Below are 17,931 nucleotides of genomic sequence, written 5' to 3' on the forward strand. Positions count from 1 at the left end.
GCCAGACCCCCCTCCGCCGCCGCTGGAGCCGGAGCCCGAACGGGCCCAGGTGGAGCGCCCCGGGCCGACCTGAGCACGCCGGAGGTGCCATGGAGCTCACCGCCGTTCGCATCGACAAGCCGGAGGACCTGAACTTCATCCTCGGGCAGTCGCACTTCATCAAGACCGTGGAGGACCTGCACGAGACGCTGGTGCAGTCCATGCCCAGCTTGAAGTTCGGCCTGGCGTTCTGCGAGTCGTCCGGTCCCCGGCTGGTCCGCCGGAGCGGGAACGACTCCGAGCTGATCGACCTCGCGGTCCGCAACGCCCAGGCCATCGGGGCCGGACACGCGTTCATCGTGTTCCTGCGGGACGGGTTTCCCGTCAACGTGCTGAACGCGGTGAAGATGGTCCCGGAGGTCTGCCGGATCTACTGCGCCACCGCCAATCCGGCCGAGGTCATCGTCACCGAGACGGAGCAGGGCCGGGCCGTCCTGGGGGTCGTCGACGGCGGCTCGCCCCTCGGTGTCGAGACCGACGACGACGAGGCCGACCGCAAGGACCTCCTCCGCCGGTTCGGCTACAAGCTGTGAGGCGGCCCCGTCGCCTGGGTTGGCGCGCCCTGGCCGCCGCCGTCGCCGGTGCCCTGGTGTTCGCGTCGGTCTCGGTCGGCACCGCCGGCGCGTCGACGCAGAGCTCGTGCGCGCGGACGGGGAGCGCCCAGTCGACGCTGCAGATCTCGGCCGGGACCGATCAGGCCGTGTCCATCGCCCGGGACGGGGCCGGGAACTTCGCGGTCACGTCGAGCGATGGGATCGCCGATCCCTCGTGCGGTGGGGCGACCGTGACGAACATCGACGCGGTCGCCGTCACCGACGATCCCGCCGGAAGTGAGTCGATCCTCGTGGACATGTCCGGCGGCCGCTTCGAGCCCGGCAAGACCCACGAGAGCACGGGGGTCTCCGAGATCGAGTTCTCCATCGCCCTGTCCGGGGGCGGCGACGGCCTGACCATCGACGGCACGGCCGGGAACGACACGCTTCGACTGGGGCAGTCGAACGGGGCGATCAACGTGAACCTGAACAACGACAACGACTCGGACGTCTCGTTGAGCGACCCGGTGGCCCCGCACCTCGCCGTGAACGGCGGGGACGGGAACGACCAGATCCTGGCCAACGGCGCCTCGTCGGTGGGATCCATGGTCTCCGTCCCCATGGCGCTCGACGGCGGGCCTCGCAACGACACCATCAACGGCGGGTCCGCCGGCGACGCCATCTCCGGTGACGCCGGGGACGACAAGCTGTTCGGCCTGGGCGGGGACGACACGCTGCTGGGAGGAGACGACCAGGACCAGCTGAACGGAGGAGACGGCTCCGACGTCATGGACGGCGGGAACGGCCGGGACAACCTGAACGAGGGGAAGACGGCCGACGCGCCCGGGACGGGGGACCAGGTCATCGGCGGCCCCGGCGGCGATGCCGTCAACTTCGGCCAGCGGACCGGCGACGTCGTGGTGGTCCTGGACGGCATGGGCTGTGACGGCGAGGTCAGCCTGGGGGAGTGCGCCAACGTGTACCCCGACGTCGAGACGGCCACGCTGGGGCCCGGGAACGACCTGTTCGACGCCACGGCGGCCGGGAAGGTGAACAACACGGTGACCGCCAACGCAGGGAACGACACCATCCTGCTGGGAGCCGGCAACGACGAGGTCTCCGCGGGCAGCGGCGACGATTCCATCTGGGGCGGCGACGGGAACGACTACCTGTTCGGGGGCCAAGGCAACGACACCGAGTACGGGGAGGCGGGCAACGACACCCTGGACGACGGATACGGGCCGAACGGGAGCGACGACCTCCACGGCGGGACGGGGATCGACACGGCCAAGTACTTCTTCCGGCCGGCGGCGGTCCGCGTGACCATGGACGACGTGGCGGACGACGGGGACGTCGCGACGGCAGAGGCCGACAACGTCCACTCCGATATCGAGGACGCCCTGCTGACGCCGGGGAACGACTACGCGGACGCCTCCGCCGAGGGGATGGTGAACAACCACCTGACCGGCTTCGGCGGAAACGACACGCTGGCCGGCGGGGCGGGCGACGATCTCCTGTCCGGCGGCCCGGGGGACGACGCCCTGGACGGGGGGGCCGGGACCGACACCTGCCAGGGCACCGCCGACGACACCACGAGCCCGCCGCAGAACTGCGAGGTCGTCACGGCGAACCCCTCGTCGCAGGCCGGGCCGGTCGGGCGTCGGTAGACTCCGGCTCCGATGGACCCCCGTTCCCTCGTCCCGCTGGTCGAGCGCCGCCTGGACGAGTACCTCCAGGTGCTGGCCGAGATGGTCAACACGGACTGCGGGACCTACTCGCCGGACGGGGTGAACCGCATCGCCGATCTGTGCGAACAGGGGTTCCGGGCCGGGGGCTGGGAGGTCGACCGCCGCCGGCACGGGCCGACGGAGGGGGAGCGACAGCTGGGCGACCTGTTGATCGGCCGGCTCTCGGGCGACGGCGGGCCGCGGGTCCTGCTGATCGGGCACATGGACACGGTGTTCCCGGATGGGACGGTGGCCGCGCGCCCGTTCGGGCTCGACGGCGGGCGCGCCACCGGGCCCGGCGTGGACGACATGAAGGGCGGACTCCTCGCGGGCTTCGTCGCGGTGGAAGCCCTCCAGGAGGCGGGGTTCCGGGACTTCTCGCGGATCGTGTACGTGTGCAACCCGGACGAGGAGATCGGGTCGCCGTATTCCAAGCCCGTGATCCTGGAGCTGGCCCGGGACGCCGACGTGTGCTTCGTCCTGGAGGCCGGCCGGGAGAACGGGAACATCGTCAGCGCCCGAAAGGGGACGACGGACTTCGTGATCGAGGTGGTCGGACGGGCCGCGCACGCCGGCGTGGAGCCCCACAAGGGGCGGAGCGCCATCCTGGAGGCGGCGCACAAGGTCCTGGCCCTGCACCAGCTGAACGCGCGGTGGCCGGGGGTGACGGTGAACGCCGGCGTGATCTCGGGGGGGACGCGGCCGAACGTGGTCCCCGACCGGTGCAGGCTGGAGGTCGACCTCCGCGCGGCCGACGACGACTCGTTCGACGCCGCCAGCGAGGAGATCGCCCGCGTCGCCACCACGAACACGGTGGACGGGGTGACCTCCTCGGTGAAGGCCCTGGAAGCGCACCGCCCCATGCAGAAGACCGAAGCCACGGCCCGGCTGGTCGCGCTGGCCCAGGACATCGCCCGCGACCTGGGGTTCGAGGTCAGGGACCAGGCCACGGGCGGAGCTTCGGACGCGAACACCGTGTCCTCGATGGGCGTCCCCACCCTCGACGGCCTGGGGCCGGTCGGCGGCGGGGCCCACGGCCCCGACGAGTGGCTCGACGTGTCCAGCGTGGTCCCCAGGGTCAGCATGCTGGCGGCCCTCATCGCGAGGGCCGGCGAAGCGGTGGACTCGGCCTCAGGCCGGTAGCAGGCCTTCCTCCATCCGGGCCAGCGCGTCCAGCTCCGCCAGCACGCGGTCCACCTCGTCGCCGGTGTTGTAGTGGCAGAACCCGATGCGGACGGTGCCGCCGGTCTGTTGGAGGCCGAGGCGCTCCATGATCTCGAGCGCGAAGTAGTTCCCGTCCCACACCCACACGCCTCGCCGGGCCAGCTCCTCGGACGTGTGGCGAGGGTGCTGGCCCCCCACGCGGACGGCGAACGTGGGGGTCCGCTCGGCGACGCGCGTCGGGTCCGCGATGCCCCACAGGCGGACGCCGTCGATGCCCGCGACGGCCTCCAGGAAGCGGCCCGAAAGCTCGGCCTCGTGGAACCGGATGGCTTCCATGCCGGCGACGACACGGGCCCGGCGATCGTCTCCCGCGGGCCGCCCGAAGCGTTCGCCCACGTCGGCCAGGTAGTCCACCGCCGCGGTCATGCCGGCCAGGGCCTCGTGGTTCTGCGTGCCGGTCTCCCATCGCTCCGGGCCCACGTCCGGGAGCGGGCGGACCTTGTCCGGTCGCCACCGCTCCAGCAGCTCCTGCGAGATGAAGGCCACGCCGAGGTGCGGTCCGAAGAACTTGTACGCCGAGGTGAACAGCACGTCGGCCCCGAGGGTGGCCGCGTCGAGGGCCCCATGCTGCGCGAAGTGGACCCCGTCGGCCACGGCCAGCGCGCCGGCGTCGTGCACCCGCCGGACGATCTCGGCCGCCGGCGGGATGGTGCCGACCGCGTTCGAGGCCACGGTGAACGCCACCAGCCTTGTTCGCGACGAGAGTGCCCGGTCCAGAGACTTCAGGTCCAGCGTGCAGTCTTCCTCATGGATGTCGACCCACCGGACGGTGGCGCCGGCCGCCGTCGCCGCGCCAACCCAGGGCGCGACGTTCGCGTCGTGGTCCAGGCGCGTGACCACGACCTCGTCGCGAGGCGACAGCGTGCGTGCGAACGCGTGCGCCAGGTGGAACGCGACGGTGGTCGTGTTCGCGCCGAACACGATCTCGCCGGGCGTCGCCCCCAGAAGGTCGGCCCCCGCCCGGCGAGCCTCGTCGACCACCAGGCCGGACTCCACGCTGGTGGCGAACGGCCCGCCCAGGTTCGCGTTGCTCCGGCGGAGGTACGCGGCCATCGCTTCGATCACGCCCAGGGGGACCTGCGAGCCGCCGGGCGCGTCGGCGAACACCACCGGCCGCCCACCCTCGGTCCGGGCCAGGCCGGGGAACTCGGCGCATAGCGGAGACAGGTCGGGAGCGCCCATGTCCGCGAAGGGTACCCCGCCCCGGCCCGCTGTCGGACGCCCGCTGCGGTGTCCTATCCTCCCGGGATGCAGAAGGACGCCGTTCGCTCTGCCCGCCGCCCTGCCGCCGGGCCCGAATACGACTTCTGGTACGGCGTGGCCCGCGTCGGCGTGGGGGCGGTGTTCCGGGTCGGGTTCCGCATGCGATTCGAGGCCATCGAGCACATCCCGAGGACCGGCGGGGCGCTCCTCGTCTACAACCACGTCAGCGTCCTGGACCCGCTGCCGGTGGCGCTGGCGGCGAGCCGGCGGGGCCGCAGGGTGCGGTTCCTGACGGTCTCCGACGCCTTCGAACAGCGCTTCGTGGGGTGGGCCCTCCGCAAGACCAGGCAGATCCCGCTCCGCCGCGGGCTGGGGGACTGGGACGCCATCGGCAAGATCGCGGACGTCCTCCGATCCGGTTCCCTGGCCGGGATGTCCCCGGAGGGAACGGTCGGGGACGGCACGGCCCTCCAGCCGGGCCAGCGCGGCGCCGCCCGCATCGCGCTCCTGGCCGGCGTCCCGGTGATCCCGGTGGGCGTGTGGGGCACCCAGCGCCGGTGGGGCAAGGAAGGGCCCAGCCGGACCCTGGAACGGCCCGACCTGGCCGTGGTGGCGGGGCTTCCCATCCCGCCCGAGGGTGAGGCCCGCTCCCGGCCGGACGTCATCGCCTTCACGGAGCGGATCATGGACGGGATCCGGGAATCGGCCGACCGGGCCCGGGCTCGGATCCGGAACCGGGCCGGCGGCCGGTAATGGTCGTACTGTTGCGGGTGATGCGAACGCGCGGCTAGGCTTGCCTGGCCGGGGGGCGGGGGGCAGTTCACCCAGGCTCCCCACCGACCGAGGGGATGCGCTCGTTGACCGACTCGCCCACCATCGAACACGCCGCGACCGCCGACGGATCCGGCTCGGCTCCTTCCCAATCGGCCCGTGACCCCTTCCGGTTCCTGATGCGGCTTGCCCTCAAGCACGACGTGGCGCGGTACCGATCCGGGACGGAGCGCGCGTACATCGTCAGCAACCCCGACTACATCAAGCACGTCCTGGTGGAGAACGCCTGGAACTACTCGAAGGACACGTTCATCAACGGCTCCTTCAAGAACGCGATCGCGGACGGGCTGCTGGTCACGGAGGGCGAGTTCTGGAGCCGCCAGCGCCGGATCATGCGGCCGGCCTTCCACCAGCAACGGCTGTTCCAGCTGGGGGCGGGGATGACCCAGGCCACCCTCGACATGCTCGACCGGTGGGAGGGGCTCGCCGGGCGGGACGAGCCGCTGGACATGGCCGAGGAGATGCACAGCCTGACCCTGCGGATCACGACGGAATCCCTGTTCGGCACCGACCTCGTCGAGAAGATGCAGGACGCGGTCACGCAGATCCAGCGGGGATTGCAGCTCATGGTCACCCCCGACAAGCCGGAGTTCGTCGCCACGGTCAAGCAGCTCGAGGCGGTGACCTACGAGATCATCGAGGAGCGCCGCCGCCGTCCCACGGACTCGGCGGACCTGCTGGCCATGCTGCTCGACGCGCGCGACGAGGAGACCGGCCAGGGCATGACGGACCAGCAGCTGCGCAACGAGATGATGACCCTCATCCTGGCCGGGCACGAGACGACGGGAAACGCGCTGACGTGGACATGGCACCTGCTGTCCAGGAACCCCGCTGCCATGGCCAGGATGCGGGCGGAGCTCCGGGCCGTACTGGGCGACCGAGTCCCGACGCACGAGGACCTGGCCGCGCTGCCGTACGGGCGGCGTGTGCTGGAGGAGTCCCTCCGGCTCTACCCGCCCGCCTGGATCGTGGGCCGGCGGGCGCTCGGCGACGACCGCCTGGGCGATACCGAGATCGCCGCCGGAAGCGTCGTGGCCATGAGTCCGTACATCGTGCAGCGCCACCCGGCGTACTGGGCAGAGCCGGACCGGTTCGACCCGGACCGGTTCACCCGCGAGAACGTGGCCGGGCGCAAGCCGTTCGCGTACTTCCCGTTCGGCGGCGGACCTCGGCTTTGCATCGGGCACAACATGGCGCTCATCGAGGCCCAATTGGTGCTGGCCACGGCGGTCCGGCGATTCGACGTGGAGCCGATCCCGGATCACCACGTGGAACCGGAACGGCTGTTCACGCTGCGTCCCCGGGGTGGCCTGCCGCTTTTCCTGCGACGGGCCGCCGCGTAGCTCCAGCCGGTACGCTTCGAAAAGCTTGTCATCGAACGGCAACCCCCCGTCCTCTCCCTCCCGCCGCGTCGTGCTGGTGTGGATCGCGGCGGGGCTGGCGGTGGCCGGGCTCGTGGTGGGGCTGGTCATCGCGTTGGGCGGGCACGGCCAGGAGCCCCGGGCCGTCCCGAGCGTCTCGGAAGCCTCGCCGTCCTCGCCCGCTCCCACGGTGACCACGCACTCCACGCCGTCTCCGCTCGTTCCTCCCGTGCCCTCCTTCCACTTCCGGGTGGCGAAGTTCACGCCGGTGAAGGGGTCGTCGCGGACCCCCGTCGCGGTGGTACGGAGGGTGACCCGGCGGGCCGTGGGCAACATCCGGGACGGGCTCGAGCGGATGTACCGCCTGGCCTTCCTGGTCCCGGCGGACTGGCAGCACGACCGGTACGGGCCGGCATTCGCGTTCTTCTCGGGGGACGCCCGGACCTCCGCCCGCAAGCACACCAGCCTGCTCACGCTGGGTCCGGACGCGGGCCGGCGGTTCGAGGCCGTGGCGTCCGCCCGCGGCACGCTGAAGATCCAGGTGCTGCTGGATCGGGGCGGGCATCCCGTCACCGCGGTGGCCACCGTGGACTTCCGGGCCAAGGCCGTGCGGACGGCCGGGGGCACCACCCTCGTCCACAGCCTGGGCTCCTACTTCCTGCGGCCCTCGAAGCACGGCTGGCTGATCGACGGTTTCGAGGTCCGCCGCAAGGACCATCCCGCAAAGTGATCTCGCTCGCCGACGTCCGGGCCGCCGCCGAGCGGCTCCGTGGGGTGGCCAACGCCACGCCGGTCCTGACGTCCCGGACGCTCGACGCCGCCACCGGTGCCACGATCCTGCTGAAGGCCGAGAATTTCCAGCGGGCCGGCGCGTTCAAGTTCCGGGGGGCCTACAACCGGATCTCGCGCCTGTCGCCGCAGGAGCTGGAGCGGGGGGTGGCCACATACTCCTCCGGGAACCACGCCCAGGCCGTGGCGCTGGCGGCTCGGCTGGTGGGGACCCGGGCGGTCATCCTGATGCCGGAGGACGCCCCGCCCGCGAAGCTGGAGGCCACCCGGGGCTACGGCGCCGAGGTGGTCACGTACGACCGGTACCTGGGCGACCGGGTGGCCCTGGGGACCGAGCTGGCCGGGGAGCGGGGGCTGGTCCTGGTCCCGCCGTACGAGGACCCGCTGGTGATGGCGGGGCAGGGGACGGCCGGGCTCGAGCTGCTGGAGAAGGCGGGCGAGCTGGACGTGATGGTGGTCCCGGTGGGCGGCGGGGGCCTCATCGCCGGATCGGGCACCGCGGCTCGGGGCCTGCGTCCGTCGGTTCGGATGGTCGGCGTCGAGCCGGAGCTGGGCGACGACACCCGTCGCTCGCTCCGGGCCGGCCAGCGGGTTCGGATCGAGGTCCCCCGCACCATCGCCGACGGCCTCCAGGCCGAGATCCCCGGTGAGCTCACCTTCGAGGTGAACCGCCGGGTGGTCGACGACATCGTGACGGTGACCGACGCCGAGATCGTGGAGGCCATGCGGTTCCTGTTCGAGCGGATGAAGATCGTGGTGGAGCCGAGCGGCGTGGCGGGCGTGGCGGCGCTGCTGGCCGGGCGGCTGGAAGCCGTGGCCGGACGCCGGGTCGGGGTCATCCTGTCCGGCGGGAACGTGGGGGTGGAGCGGTTCCGCCAGCTTCTGGACCCCGACTGACCTTCTCGAGGGCCTCGTGGAGCCTGCCCACCGGGCCACCCAGCTTGTGGAGCTCCGCCAGCTCGTCGAGCCTGGCGTCGTCTCGCCGCCCCGGGTGCACCACGACGTCCGCCTCCGTCCGGATCCGGACGACCTCGCGCACCGCCTCGAGGTACTCGGCCGCCTCGCGGAGCCTGGCTCGAAGCTGGGGCGCGCCCTTCAGCGGCTTGGTCCGGGGCTGGGGCCGGGCGGCGTCCTCCAGCATGGCGTCCAGCGACGGATACGCCTGGATCAGCTGCCGGGCCGTCTTCTCGCCCACGCCCCGGACGCCGGGGAGCCCGTCGGAGGGATCCCCGCGCAGCAGCGCGAACTCCGCGTAGCGGCTCGCCGGCACGCCGAAGTGCGCCAGCACGCCCGCCTCGTCCAGTTCGCGAAGCTCCGAGACCCCCCGCACCGTGAACAGGACGCGCACGGCGGGGTCGCGCACCAGCTGGATGAGGTCGCGGTCGCCGGTGACGATGTCCGCGCGGTCCCTGGCCCCGGCCGCCGCGCACAGCGCGCCGACGGCGTCCTCGGCCTCCCACCCGGGCGCTTCCGCGACCGGCAGCCCGAAGGCGTCCAGCACCTCGCGCAGGACCTCGAACTGCTCGGGGAGTCCCTCGGGGTCCGGTGGTCGGTGGGCCTTGTAGCCCGCATACAGCTCCACGCGTGGGGCGGGCCGCCAGTCGTCGTCCCAGGCGCTGATGGTCTCGTCGGGTTTTCGCGACGCCACCAGGTGCTCCACGGAGCCGAGGTACCCGTACACCGCGTTCACCGGCCGCCCGTCGCTTCCCACGACCGACTGCGGCACCGAGAAGAAGGCCCGGAACATCAGGCTGGAGGTGTCCAGGAGCAGCCGGTACGTCGAGCTTGCGGCCGTCAAGGCCCGGGCACCACGCCGTTCGCCTCGGACCCCGCCGGGCTGGCCCCCGACGCCCACCCGATCACGGTCACGTACGAAAGGGCCTCCTGCCGGGTCGCGGGGTCGGCGGCCAGCGCGGCCAGCACGACGTCATAGCCCGCTTGGGGGGAATACCCGCCGTTCGGGTACTGGCTCGTGATGGCCGGGATCTCCAGGCGCGTCCCCTCGTGTTCGACCGCCCACGCGTCCAGCGCGGCCCACTCGTCGGCCTGGTGCTGGTAGTACGCCTCTACCATGGACCGGGTCGGCCCGGCGCCCTGGGCCACGAAGAACTCCTGCGCGGGCGTCCACCCGCCGCCGGAGAACCCGCCGAAGTCGTACAGGACGGTGTCCGTGGTGGCGGCGTATCCGGTCAGGAAGTTGTGGGTGGCCGTGAACCCGGGGTTCCAGGCGGACTCGGCGTCGTCGGCGCCCCGGGCCACGATCTCCGCGATCCCGTTCGAGTCCAGATAGGACTGCAGCGCCACCACCATGTTCGCGAACGCCACCCCGGCGGCGTGGAAGTCCGGCACGTGGTAGTTGCTCGCCCCCGGGTCGTAGTTGCTGGTCCCGATGGCGAGCTCGAGGCGTCCCGAGAACCCGACCGGGCGGCAAGTGTGGAATCCCTCCGCGTAGCTCTCCGCCGCGACCAGCAGGTCGGCGTTCGGCGCGAAGCTCCGGGAGAAGTCGTACGTGCCGTAGCTCTTCAGCGTCTTCGAGTGGGCCAGCCGTCCGAAGTCGAGCACGGCCACGCCCTGCGCCCCGGGGAACCATCCGGAGGACTGCGTGCAGCCCTGCGAGTACAGCGCGGCGATGTCGGTGGTCGGCTCGTACCAGGACCGGGTGACGAAGGGATACAGGTGGAACGACGACAGCTTGGTGCCGCTGGCCGCGTACAGCTCCCCGTTCGCCACGGCGGGCGACGACAGCACCGGCTTCCCGGTGGAGAATGTCCACAGCGGCGGGCAGGCCAGCTGCCCTTGGCCGCACCCCGCTGCGGCGAACGCGGCCAGCGTGCCGTCGGTGGACCCCGCCCACACCAGGCCGTCCGCCACGGCGGGCGAAGAGAGGACCGCGCCGCCCATGGTCGCCGTCCACGCCGGTGGGCACGACGGTCCGCCGCAGCCGCCCGCCGCGAACGCCAGCACGCCGCCGGCCTGCGACCCCGCGTACACGAACCCGCCGGCCACGGCCGGAGCGAGCGGGACCTCGACGGGTTCGGTGAACGGTCCGCCCAGGGGAGCCGTCCACGAGGGCGAGCACGACGCCTTCCCGCACCCCGCGGACTTGAAGGCGGCCAGGGACCCGTCCGCCGACACCACGAACACGGCCCCCTCGACCACGGCCGGGGAGAACGCCGCGCCGCCGGTAGGTCCGGTCCAGGCCGGGGCCCCGGAGGCGGCGCTGAACGCGTGCAGGCCGTCGGCGGCACCGACGTACACGAGGCCCTTCCGGACCGCCGGCGACGAGGTGATGGAGCCTCCGGTGGCCGCCGCCCACCGCACCGATCCGGTGGCCCCGTCCAGCGCGTACAGGTTCCCGTCCTCGGACCCCACGTACACCTTTCCGCCCACCACCGCCGGCGACGAGATCACCGGGCCGCCTGTCGCCACCTTCCATAGCGGTCCGCACGTGGCCTGGCCGCAGCCCGCCGCCGGGAAGGCGTAGACGCTGCCATCGTTCGATCCGACGTACACGTCCGTGCCCGCCACCGCGGGGGACGAGACCACCGGCCCCGCGGTCACCCCCGTCCACAGGCCCTTCAGCGTGGTCGCGTCGAACGCCCGCAGCCGCCCGGCCAGGCTCCCCACGTACAGCACACCGCCGGCGACCGCGGGGGACGACTCGATGCCGACCCCGACCGTCGCGGTCCACGACTGCGCCAGCGTGGCCAGGCTCGAGGGGCCAATGGTCTTCTCGTACGGGTTGTTGCCAGCCCCGGCCGGCCCGAAGTGGAAGCGGCTCCAGTTCGTCCTGACCAGGAACTGCGCCGACGCGCTGGCCCCGTGCGGGAGGCCGGTCGCGGTGACGGCGTGCTCGCCGGGCGTCGCGTCCGGGGGGACCTCGATCCGCACGCTGAACGCCCCCGATGCGTCGGTCTTCGGCGTGGCCAGGGCGGCGCCCCCGAACGCCAGCTTCAGCTTGATTCTCGGATGGAAGCCGCTCCCTGCGACCAGGACCTTTGAGGTGGGAGGGCCGGCGGCCGGGGAGAGCGTGACGGCCGGGCCCGTGGCGAGCGCCGGCACGCGCTGGATTGCCAGTGTGGATGCGACGGCAACCACAGCCAGCAGCGCCATGACAGCGCGGCGGAGACGACGGGAAGAAGCGGCGGAGCGCAACACGTGCACGATCGACTGTCCTCGGCCGGGGATGAGGAAGGTTACCGGCCGCCCCGCGAAATGGCTAGGTGTAGCGAACTCGAGGATCCAGGAACGCGTATCCGACGTCGATGACGATGTTCATCACTACGATGAAGAACGAGGAGAACACCGTCACACCCATGACCGCCGGGAAGTCGTTGCGGCGTAACGCCTGGACGGTGTACTGCCCGATCCCCGGGAGGTTGAACACGGTCTCCGCGATGACGGCGCCGCCCAGCAGGATCCCGAGGTCCATCCCGAACATGGTGACCACCGGCGTGAGGGCCGCGCGCATCGCGTGCTTGAAGATGACCCTCCGCTCGGACAGTCCCTTGGCTCGGGCCGTTCGCACGTAGTCCTCGTTCATGCTCTCCAGGAGGTTTCCCCGGACCATCCGCGTGTAGAAGCCCGCGAACGTCGAGGCCAGGACCAGCCACGGGAGCACGAACGTCCCGTGGAGGATGGCCTGAAACGTGTCCAACCCGTTCGGGATTCCGCTCCCGGGGAGGAGGCGTAGCCTGAACCAGAAGATGTACAGGAAGATGTAGGCCAGCCAGAAGTCGGGCAACGAGATGCCCAGCAGCGCCCCGATCATCGCGGTGCGGTCGGCTACGGTCCGCCGCCGGATGGCCGAGATGACCCCCGTGGGGATCCCGATGATCAGCCATACGACCGCGGCGCCGATCGCCACCGTGATGGTGACGGGGAGCCGGCTGTAGATGATCTCCTTGACCGGGACGAAGTCGTTCCACGAGTAGTACACCTGCTTGTTCAGGAAGAAGCCGGGCCATGGGATCAGGCCCTTCGCGAACCGCCCGTACTGGACGTACCAGGGCCTGTTCAGGCCGAAGGCGCGCTCCGCCTCGCGCACGATCTTCGCGGTGGTGGTCTTACCGGCGGCCCGCACGGCGGGGTTCCCCGCCGGGAGCTTCAGGAAGATGAAGAAGGTCAGGATCGACACGACCCACAGCACCAGGATCCCGAACAGGACCCGGCGGACCATGTACCTGATCACGGTCGTGCCAGGGTACTACCGGGCGTTCCTGCGGGCCGGGCCCGGTTCGGGTTCAGGGCGGGGCCGGGTGCGCCGACAAAGGTGCTGGTGAGCTTGCATCGGAACCCGGCCCGGGCCCTGGTGGCCTTCGCGCTCGCCGCCTCGCTGGTGTCCTGGGGTGGCGGCCGGGCCGGCGCGTCCACGAACGTGGATCAGGCCCGAGCCAAGCTGGCCTCTCTGGTGCAGCGGATCGACTCCGAGCGAGCCGGCCTGGACGCGATCCAGGCCCGGCTGGAGGCCGATGCCGTGTCGGTCCGGAGCGTTCAGGGCCGGCTGGCCGCGATGGCGCCCCAGGTCGACGCTGCGACGGCGGGCTTCGCGGACGTGGAACGCCGCCTCATGCAGACCAGGGACGACCTCGATGCCGCCCTGTCCAGCTACCGGGACGCGCAGGGGCGGCTCGACCAGCAGGCCCGGCAGGCCTACATGTTCGGATCGGCCTTCGGCCTGGAGGCCGTCCTCGGCGCCGCCTCGCTCGCGGACCTCTCGGACCGGGTCGAGTTCGTGGAAACCGTGAGCCGGGACCAGGCCGCCGCGTCGGCGGAGGCGGCGCGCCGGTCGGCGGCGCTTCGGACCGAGCAGCAGCGGCTCGGCTCGCTGCTGGTGCGGCGGGCCTCGAGCCTCGGCGACCTGGCGGATCGCACAAACGCCCTCCAGGCGGCGTTCGCGTCACAGCAGGCCCTGCTGGCCACAGACCGGACGCAATTGCGGCAGGAGCAGGCCCTGCTGGCCACGCTAGACCGCGAACGGCGGCAGGTGGACGCCCTGGTCACGCGGCTGGCCACGGGCCTGTCGCCCGCGGAGCTGGCCGACGCCCGGGCCGCGTCGGCTGCGGCCGCGGCGGCCCACGACGGGCGGGACAGCCCCATGCCGATCAGCTTCGGGCGATGGGCGGCGCTGCTGATGCCCCGCATGGGCGCGCCGGCGTGCACCGACAACCTCATCGTGACGGTGGCCTGGGAGACCCAGGAGTTCACCCAGGCCCGATGGAACCCCCTGGCCACGACCAAGGACATGCCGGGCGCGACCGACTTCAACTCGTCGGGCGTGAGGGACTACCGCTCTCTTGCGCAGGGGCTGGAGGCCACCCGGCTCACGCTCGAGGACGGGGCTCTGTCCTGGGGGTACGGGGCGATCCTGGCGTCGCTGCGGTCGTGCGCGGACCCGATGACCACCGCCCGGGCCATCAATGCGTCGGCATGGTGCCGGGGCTGCGAGGGCGGAGGCTACGTGACGGCCCTGGTCCCGGCGGTGCAGGCCTGGTTCAGCTCGCACCCGCACTGAGGCGGCCGCGCGCTTGCTCCACGCGATCCAGCCACGGCGTCGCCTGGAGGCGATCGAAGATCTCTCCGGCCTCTTCCAGGAGCGGTGACGACTCCTGTGACCGGCCCGCGGAAGCCAGCCATTCCGCGTGCTCGAGCAGCGTCACCGCGAGCTCGAACGGCATGGTGAAGTCGCGGAACGCCTTCTCGGCGGGCGTGAAGTCCGGCTCTGCCGTGGCGCCCTCCGCTATGGCCACCCGGGCCTGGAGCCTCGGAAGCTGCGCCTGGAGGATCGGGACGAAGAGCCCGGGCGGCATGCGTTCCACGAGACCGAGCAGTCCTCGGGCCCGTTCGACCTCCCCGAGGTCCAGGCCGGCCAGGATGCCCTCCACGGCGATGTCCCGCATGGCCAGGTCGGCCGGCGATCGCTGGCCATCTCCCAGGATCTCCTCGGCGATGGCAATCGCTTCCTCCGGGCGCCCGTCGGCCCGCGCGACCATCGCCCGGGCCGCGGCCAGGGTGTCGTGGAACTGCACCTCTCGCGTGTCCGCCCGCTCCTCCAGCGACCGGACGATGGCCCGGGCCTCGTCCAGGTCTCCACGGGCCAGGAGGGCCGGGATGATCGGAGCCATCTCCACGGCGACCGCGATGACGCCGAGCGCACCTTCTGCACCGAGAGCGTCGCGGATCGCCACTGCTTCGTCCCAGCGGCCCAGGTGGACGAGCGGGTTGACCATGTCGGAGCGGAACTTCCATTCCCACCGGCGGTTGCCGACCCGGCGCGCCAGTTCCAGCCCTCGCCGCGATGTCTCCAGCTCCTCCTCGTGCCGGTCCTGCCTGGCCAGCAGGGCGACGAGGTTGTTGTACGAGCGGAATGCCGCCGAGGGGACGTCCGCGTCCAGTGCCACCTGGAGAGCATGCTGGAGGAGCACGCCGGCCTCCTCGTTGCGGCCCTTCGGCTGGAGCATCAGGGCCCTCGTGTTCAGGGCGTGCGAGAAGACCTCGCGGAGCGCGAGGCTCTCGGCCAGCTCCAGGGCCTCCTCGATCGGCGCCAGGGCCTCGTCCTCCCGGCCGCTGAAATACAGGAACCTGCCGAGCTGGGCGGCCACGGTGGCCAGCTCCTCCCCCGGCTCCTCCGAGGAGAGCGCCTGGTGGGCCCGCTCCATCCGCCGCGCCGCATCGACCACGTCGCCGGCCTCGAAGGAGAGGTCGGCCAGCGCGGCCTGGACCCGTCCGGCCGACCGCGTCCGTCCGAGCTCCTCGAACAGCGTCTCGGCCCGCTCGAAGTGCTGCCTGGCCCCTGCCGCATCCGCCGTCAAGGCCGCGGCCTCGCCGGCCCGCTCGTGCAGGTCGGCCTCCATGAGCGGGTCCTCGGCAAGCTCGATGGCCTGCTCGTAATAGCGACGGGCCTCCCCGCCGGCCCCCAGCGAGGCGGCCCGTTCCGCGGCCCGGACGAGCATCCCGCGTGCCTTGTGACCGGCATCCACGTCCGAGGGGTCCGCCCGGTGTGCCTCGAGGTAGTGGGACGCCACGACCTCGACGATCTCTTCCTCCTCGGACCCCCACGCCTGCTCGAGGTACTCCGCAGCCGCGAGGTGCCGCAGCCGTCGGTCGTGCCGCGACAGCCCGTCGTGCGCGACCGTACGCACGAGGTCCTGGAGGAAGCCGTACTGGCCGTGCTCGGGGGACCGGGGGTCCGCCTGGACGTTCAGGATCTCCTTACGGACCAGCGAAGACAGGATGGGATCGAGCTCCTCCTCGGGGAACCCGGACAGGGCCGAGAGCGCCGGCTTGGTCGAGGTCTTGCCCAGCACGGCGGCGTCCTGGACCAGGCGGCGCTCGTCCGGCGACAGGCCGTCCAGCCGCGCGGCGATGAGCGCGTGGAGCGTCTCGGGGACCTCCAGCTTGTCGACCTGGCCGGCGGTCCGGTACTCGTTGCCCTCCCGGACCAGCAGCCCCCGGTCCAGCAGCATCCGGACCGTCTCCACGGCGTACAGGGGAATGCCCTCGGCTCGCGCCAGGATCTGCGAGCGGAGCTCCTCCGGGAGCCCCGGGACGAGGCCGGTCAGGAGCTGTTCCATGGCCTTGGTGGACAGCGGCTCGAGGTACTGGGAGGTGAAGTTGCGCTGCCCGGCCGCCCAGTGCGGATGGCGCTCGGCGAGCTCCGGCCGGGCCAGGGTCATCACGAACACGGGGTGACTGCGCGACCAGTCCAGGAGGTGCTCGATGAAGTCCAGCAGCGAGGTGTCGGCCCACTGCATGTCCTCGAACACCATGATCACCGGGAGCTGCTCGGCGAGTCGCTCGAAGAACAGGCGCCACGCTCCGAACAGGTCCTCCCGATCGTGGGCGGCGCGCTCCTCGAGGCCGAGCAGGCTGGCCAGGCGGGGTTCGATCCACCGGCGTTCCTCCGGGTCCGGGACGCTCGCCTCCACGCACGCGCGAAGCTTCTCGGCCGCAGAGCTCGGTTCCTCTGCCTCCACGATGCGCGCGCGCATCCGGACCATCTCGGCGAGAGCCCAGTAGGTGACGCCCTCTCCGTAGGCCAGGCACCGGCCGCGATGCCAGAACATGGTGTCCGACAGGCCGTCGATGTACTTGTAGAACTCCCAGGACAGCCGGCTCTTGCCGATGCCGCCGATGCCCACCACGGACAGGAGGTGAGCCTTGCGATCCTCGGCGGAGGCGTGGAACAGCTCTTTGACCAGCCGGAGCTCGCGCTCCCGGCCCACGAATGGTGGCTCCAGGCCCATGGACTTCAGCGCCCCGCCCACCCCGGCCACGACCCGGAGGGCCCGGTGGAGCCGGAGCGGCTCGGCCTTGCCCTTCAGCTCGTGGAGGCCGGCGTCCTCGTAGACGACGGCGGCCTCGGTGGCCCGGCGGGTGGCGTCGCCCACGAAGACCTGCCCGGCGGGAGCCGCGGACTGGATCCGAGAGGCGGTGTTGACGAGGTCCCCCGCGACCATGCCCTCGCCCTGCGCGGCCAGGTTCACGGCCGCCTCGCCGGTCAGCACACCGGCCCGGGCCCGGAGCGCGGGCGCGCCGATCTCCTCGCCCATCGCGGCGACGGCGTCCATGAGGTCGAGCGCCGTCCGCACCGCCCGCTCCGCGTCGTCCTCCTGCGCCACCGGCGTTCCCCACACCGCCATCACGGCGTCCCCGATGAACTTCTCCACCGTGCCGCCGTACCCTTCGATCTCGGTCCGGAGCCGGGAGTGGTAGGGGCGGATCCGGGCCCTGACATCCTCAGGGTCGGCGTTGTCGGAGGAAGCGGTGAACCCGACCAGGTCGCAGAACAGCACGGTGACGACCTTGCGTTCCTCAGCCTGGGATGAGGGGGTCGGTACCAGAGGGGCAGCGCATTCCCCGCAGAACTTGTTGCCCTCGGGGTTCTCGTGGCCGCAGGAAGGACAGATCATCGTCGGTGGCAGTCTAGGGTCCCGCCTGCTCCAGAGGAACCCGGGCCCGCGTTCCGGTTCGGCTGTCCTGAGACGTGTGAATGAAGGCCGGGTCGGCCGAACCCTCGGGGGTGGGCGGTATGTGAATATGGAGAAGTGGTCCGGTCCGACGCCCCGCTGCCTCGCTTGGCGCTGACCGCAGCCCCGGCATCGCGGCGTGCTCGGCCCAGCGCGAACGTGTCCGCGCCCCGGGGATGAAGGTCGGCCTGCTGACCCGCGAGTACCCCCCCGAGGTCTACGGCGGTGCCGGCGTCCACGTCGAATACCTCTCGCG

Annotated in this window: 13 protein-coding genes; 8 read left to right on the forward strand and 5 right to left on the reverse strand. The window is 71.9% G+C overall.

The annotated features are described in order from the left end of the window. Window positions 1–89 precede the first annotated feature (89 nt). Genes M3Q23_18775 through M3Q23_18785 form a run of 3 tightly spaced genes read left to right on the forward strand, consistent with a single transcriptional unit; the run spans window position 90 to window position 3,442 of the window. The gene (locus M3Q23_18775; protein MDP9344094.1) at window positions 90–572 is read left to right on the forward strand and encodes an adenosine-specific kinase; all 483 of its coding nucleotides are present in this window, start codon (window positions 90–92) and stop codon (window positions 570–572) included. Further along, window positions 569–2,239: a hypothetical protein gene (locus tag M3Q23_18780; GenBank protein ID MDP9344095.1), complete on the forward strand. Its 1,671-nt coding sequence runs from the start codon at window positions 569–571 to the stop codon at window positions 2,237–2,239. The genes M3Q23_18775 and M3Q23_18780 overlap by 4 nt, the downstream gene beginning before the upstream one ends. 12 nt (window positions 2,240–2,251) lie before the next feature. Then, entirely contained in the window at window positions 2,252–3,442 is a 1,191-nt protein-coding gene (locus M3Q23_18785; GenBank protein ID MDP9344096.1) for a M20 family metallopeptidase, read from the forward strand. On the opposite strand, the gene M3Q23_18790 is transcribed toward M3Q23_18785, so the two are convergent. Continuing rightward, window positions 3,431–4,705: a cysteine desulfurase-like protein gene (locus M3Q23_18790; GenBank protein ID MDP9344097.1), complete on the reverse strand. Its 1,275-nt coding sequence runs from the start codon at window positions 4,703–4,705 to the stop codon at window positions 3,431–3,433. The genes M3Q23_18785 and M3Q23_18790 overlap by 12 nt on opposite strands. Before the next feature lie 66 nt (window positions 4,706–4,771). Here M3Q23_18790 and M3Q23_18795 point away from each other — a divergent pair, with 66 nt between their 5' ends. The 4 genes from M3Q23_18795 (at window position 4,772) to M3Q23_18810 (ending at window position 8,604) form a co-directional block, all read left to right on the forward strand. Then, window positions 4,772–5,479, forward strand: coding sequence for a 1-acyl-sn-glycerol-3-phosphate acyltransferase (locus M3Q23_18795; GenBank protein ID MDP9344098.1), 708 nt, complete (start codon window positions 4,772–4,774; stop codon window positions 5,477–5,479). Between the two features lie 104 nt (window positions 5,480–5,583). After that, window positions 5,584–6,900: a cytochrome P450 gene (locus tag M3Q23_18800; protein MDP9344099.1), complete on the forward strand. Its 1,317-nt coding sequence runs from the start codon at window positions 5,584–5,586 to the stop codon at window positions 6,898–6,900. 25 nt (window positions 6,901–6,925) lie between these two features. After that, entirely contained in the window at window positions 6,926–7,648 is a 723-nt protein-coding gene (locus M3Q23_18805; GenBank protein MDP9344100.1) for a hypothetical protein, read from the forward strand. After that, window positions 7,645–8,604, forward strand: a complete 960-nt coding sequence (locus tag M3Q23_18810) for a pyridoxal-phosphate dependent enzyme (GenBank protein ID MDP9344101.1) — start codon at window positions 7,645–7,647, stop codon at window positions 8,602–8,604. The genes M3Q23_18805 and M3Q23_18810 overlap by 4 nt, the downstream gene beginning before the upstream one ends. On the opposite strand, the gene M3Q23_18815 is transcribed toward M3Q23_18810, so the two are convergent. The 3 genes from M3Q23_18815 to M3Q23_18825 all read right to left on the reverse strand — a co-directional run bounded on the left by M3Q23_18815 (window position 8,543) and on the right by M3Q23_18825 (window position 12,898). Further along, window positions 8,543–9,505: a 5'-3' exonuclease gene (locus M3Q23_18815; protein MDP9344102.1), complete on the reverse strand. Its 963-nt coding sequence runs from the start codon at window positions 9,503–9,505 to the stop codon at window positions 8,543–8,545. The genes M3Q23_18810 and M3Q23_18815 overlap by 62 nt on opposite strands. Next, window positions 9,502–11,769, reverse strand: coding sequence for a PQQ-binding-like beta-propeller repeat protein (locus M3Q23_18820; protein MDP9344103.1), 2,268 nt, complete (start codon window positions 11,767–11,769; stop codon window positions 9,502–9,504). Before M3Q23_18820 ends, M3Q23_18815 begins: the two co-directional genes overlap by 4 nt. Before the next feature lie 157 nt (window positions 11,770–11,926). Further along, complete coding sequence (locus M3Q23_18825; GenBank protein ID MDP9344104.1) at window positions 11,927–12,898, reverse strand: ABC transporter permease; 972 nt, start codon at window positions 12,896–12,898, stop codon at window positions 11,927–11,929. An 87-nt stretch (window positions 12,899–12,985) separates the two neighbouring features. Here M3Q23_18825 and M3Q23_18830 point away from each other — a divergent pair, with 87 nt between their 5' ends. Beyond that, window positions 12,986–14,221 (forward strand): hypothetical protein, encoded by a 1,236-nt coding sequence (locus M3Q23_18830; protein ID MDP9344105.1) that lies wholly within the window; start codon window positions 12,986–12,988, stop codon window positions 14,219–14,221. Here M3Q23_18830 and M3Q23_18835 read toward each other — a convergent pair. Next, a complete protein-coding gene (locus M3Q23_18835) occupies window positions 14,202–17,618 on the reverse strand; it encodes an AAA family ATPase (GenBank protein ID MDP9344106.1) in 3,417 nt (1,138 codons plus the stop codon). The genes M3Q23_18830 and M3Q23_18835 overlap by 20 nt on opposite strands. Window positions 17,619–17,931 lie beyond the last annotated feature (313 nt).

Source organism: Actinomycetota bacterium, assembly GCA_030774015.1.
In the GTDB taxonomy this organism is placed as follows: domain Bacteria; phylum Actinomycetota; class UBA4738; order UBA4738; family JACQTL01; genus JALYLZ01.

What these genes read in the sequence shown, in the direction of transcription:
- M3Q23_18835 (MDP9344106.1), bottom strand. Translation starts at nt 17,618, where the DNA reads ATGATCTGTCCTTCCTGCGGCCACGAGAACCCCGAGGGCAACAAGTTC.
- M3Q23_18795 (MDP9344098.1), top strand. Translation starts at nt 4,772, where the DNA reads ATGCAGAAGGACGCCGTTCGCTCTGCCCGCCGCCCTGCCGCCGGGCCC.
- M3Q23_18775 (MDP9344094.1), top strand. Translation starts at nt 90, where the DNA reads ATGGAGCTCACCGCCGTTCGCATCGACAAGCCGGAGGACCTGAACTTC.
- M3Q23_18790 (MDP9344097.1), bottom strand. Translation starts at nt 4,705, where the DNA reads ATGGGCGCTCCCGACCTGTCTCCGCTATGCGCCGAGTTCCCCGGCCTG.
- M3Q23_18785 (MDP9344096.1), top strand. Translation starts at nt 2,252, where the DNA reads ATGGACCCCCGTTCCCTCGTCCCGCTGGTCGAGCGCCGCCTGGACGAG.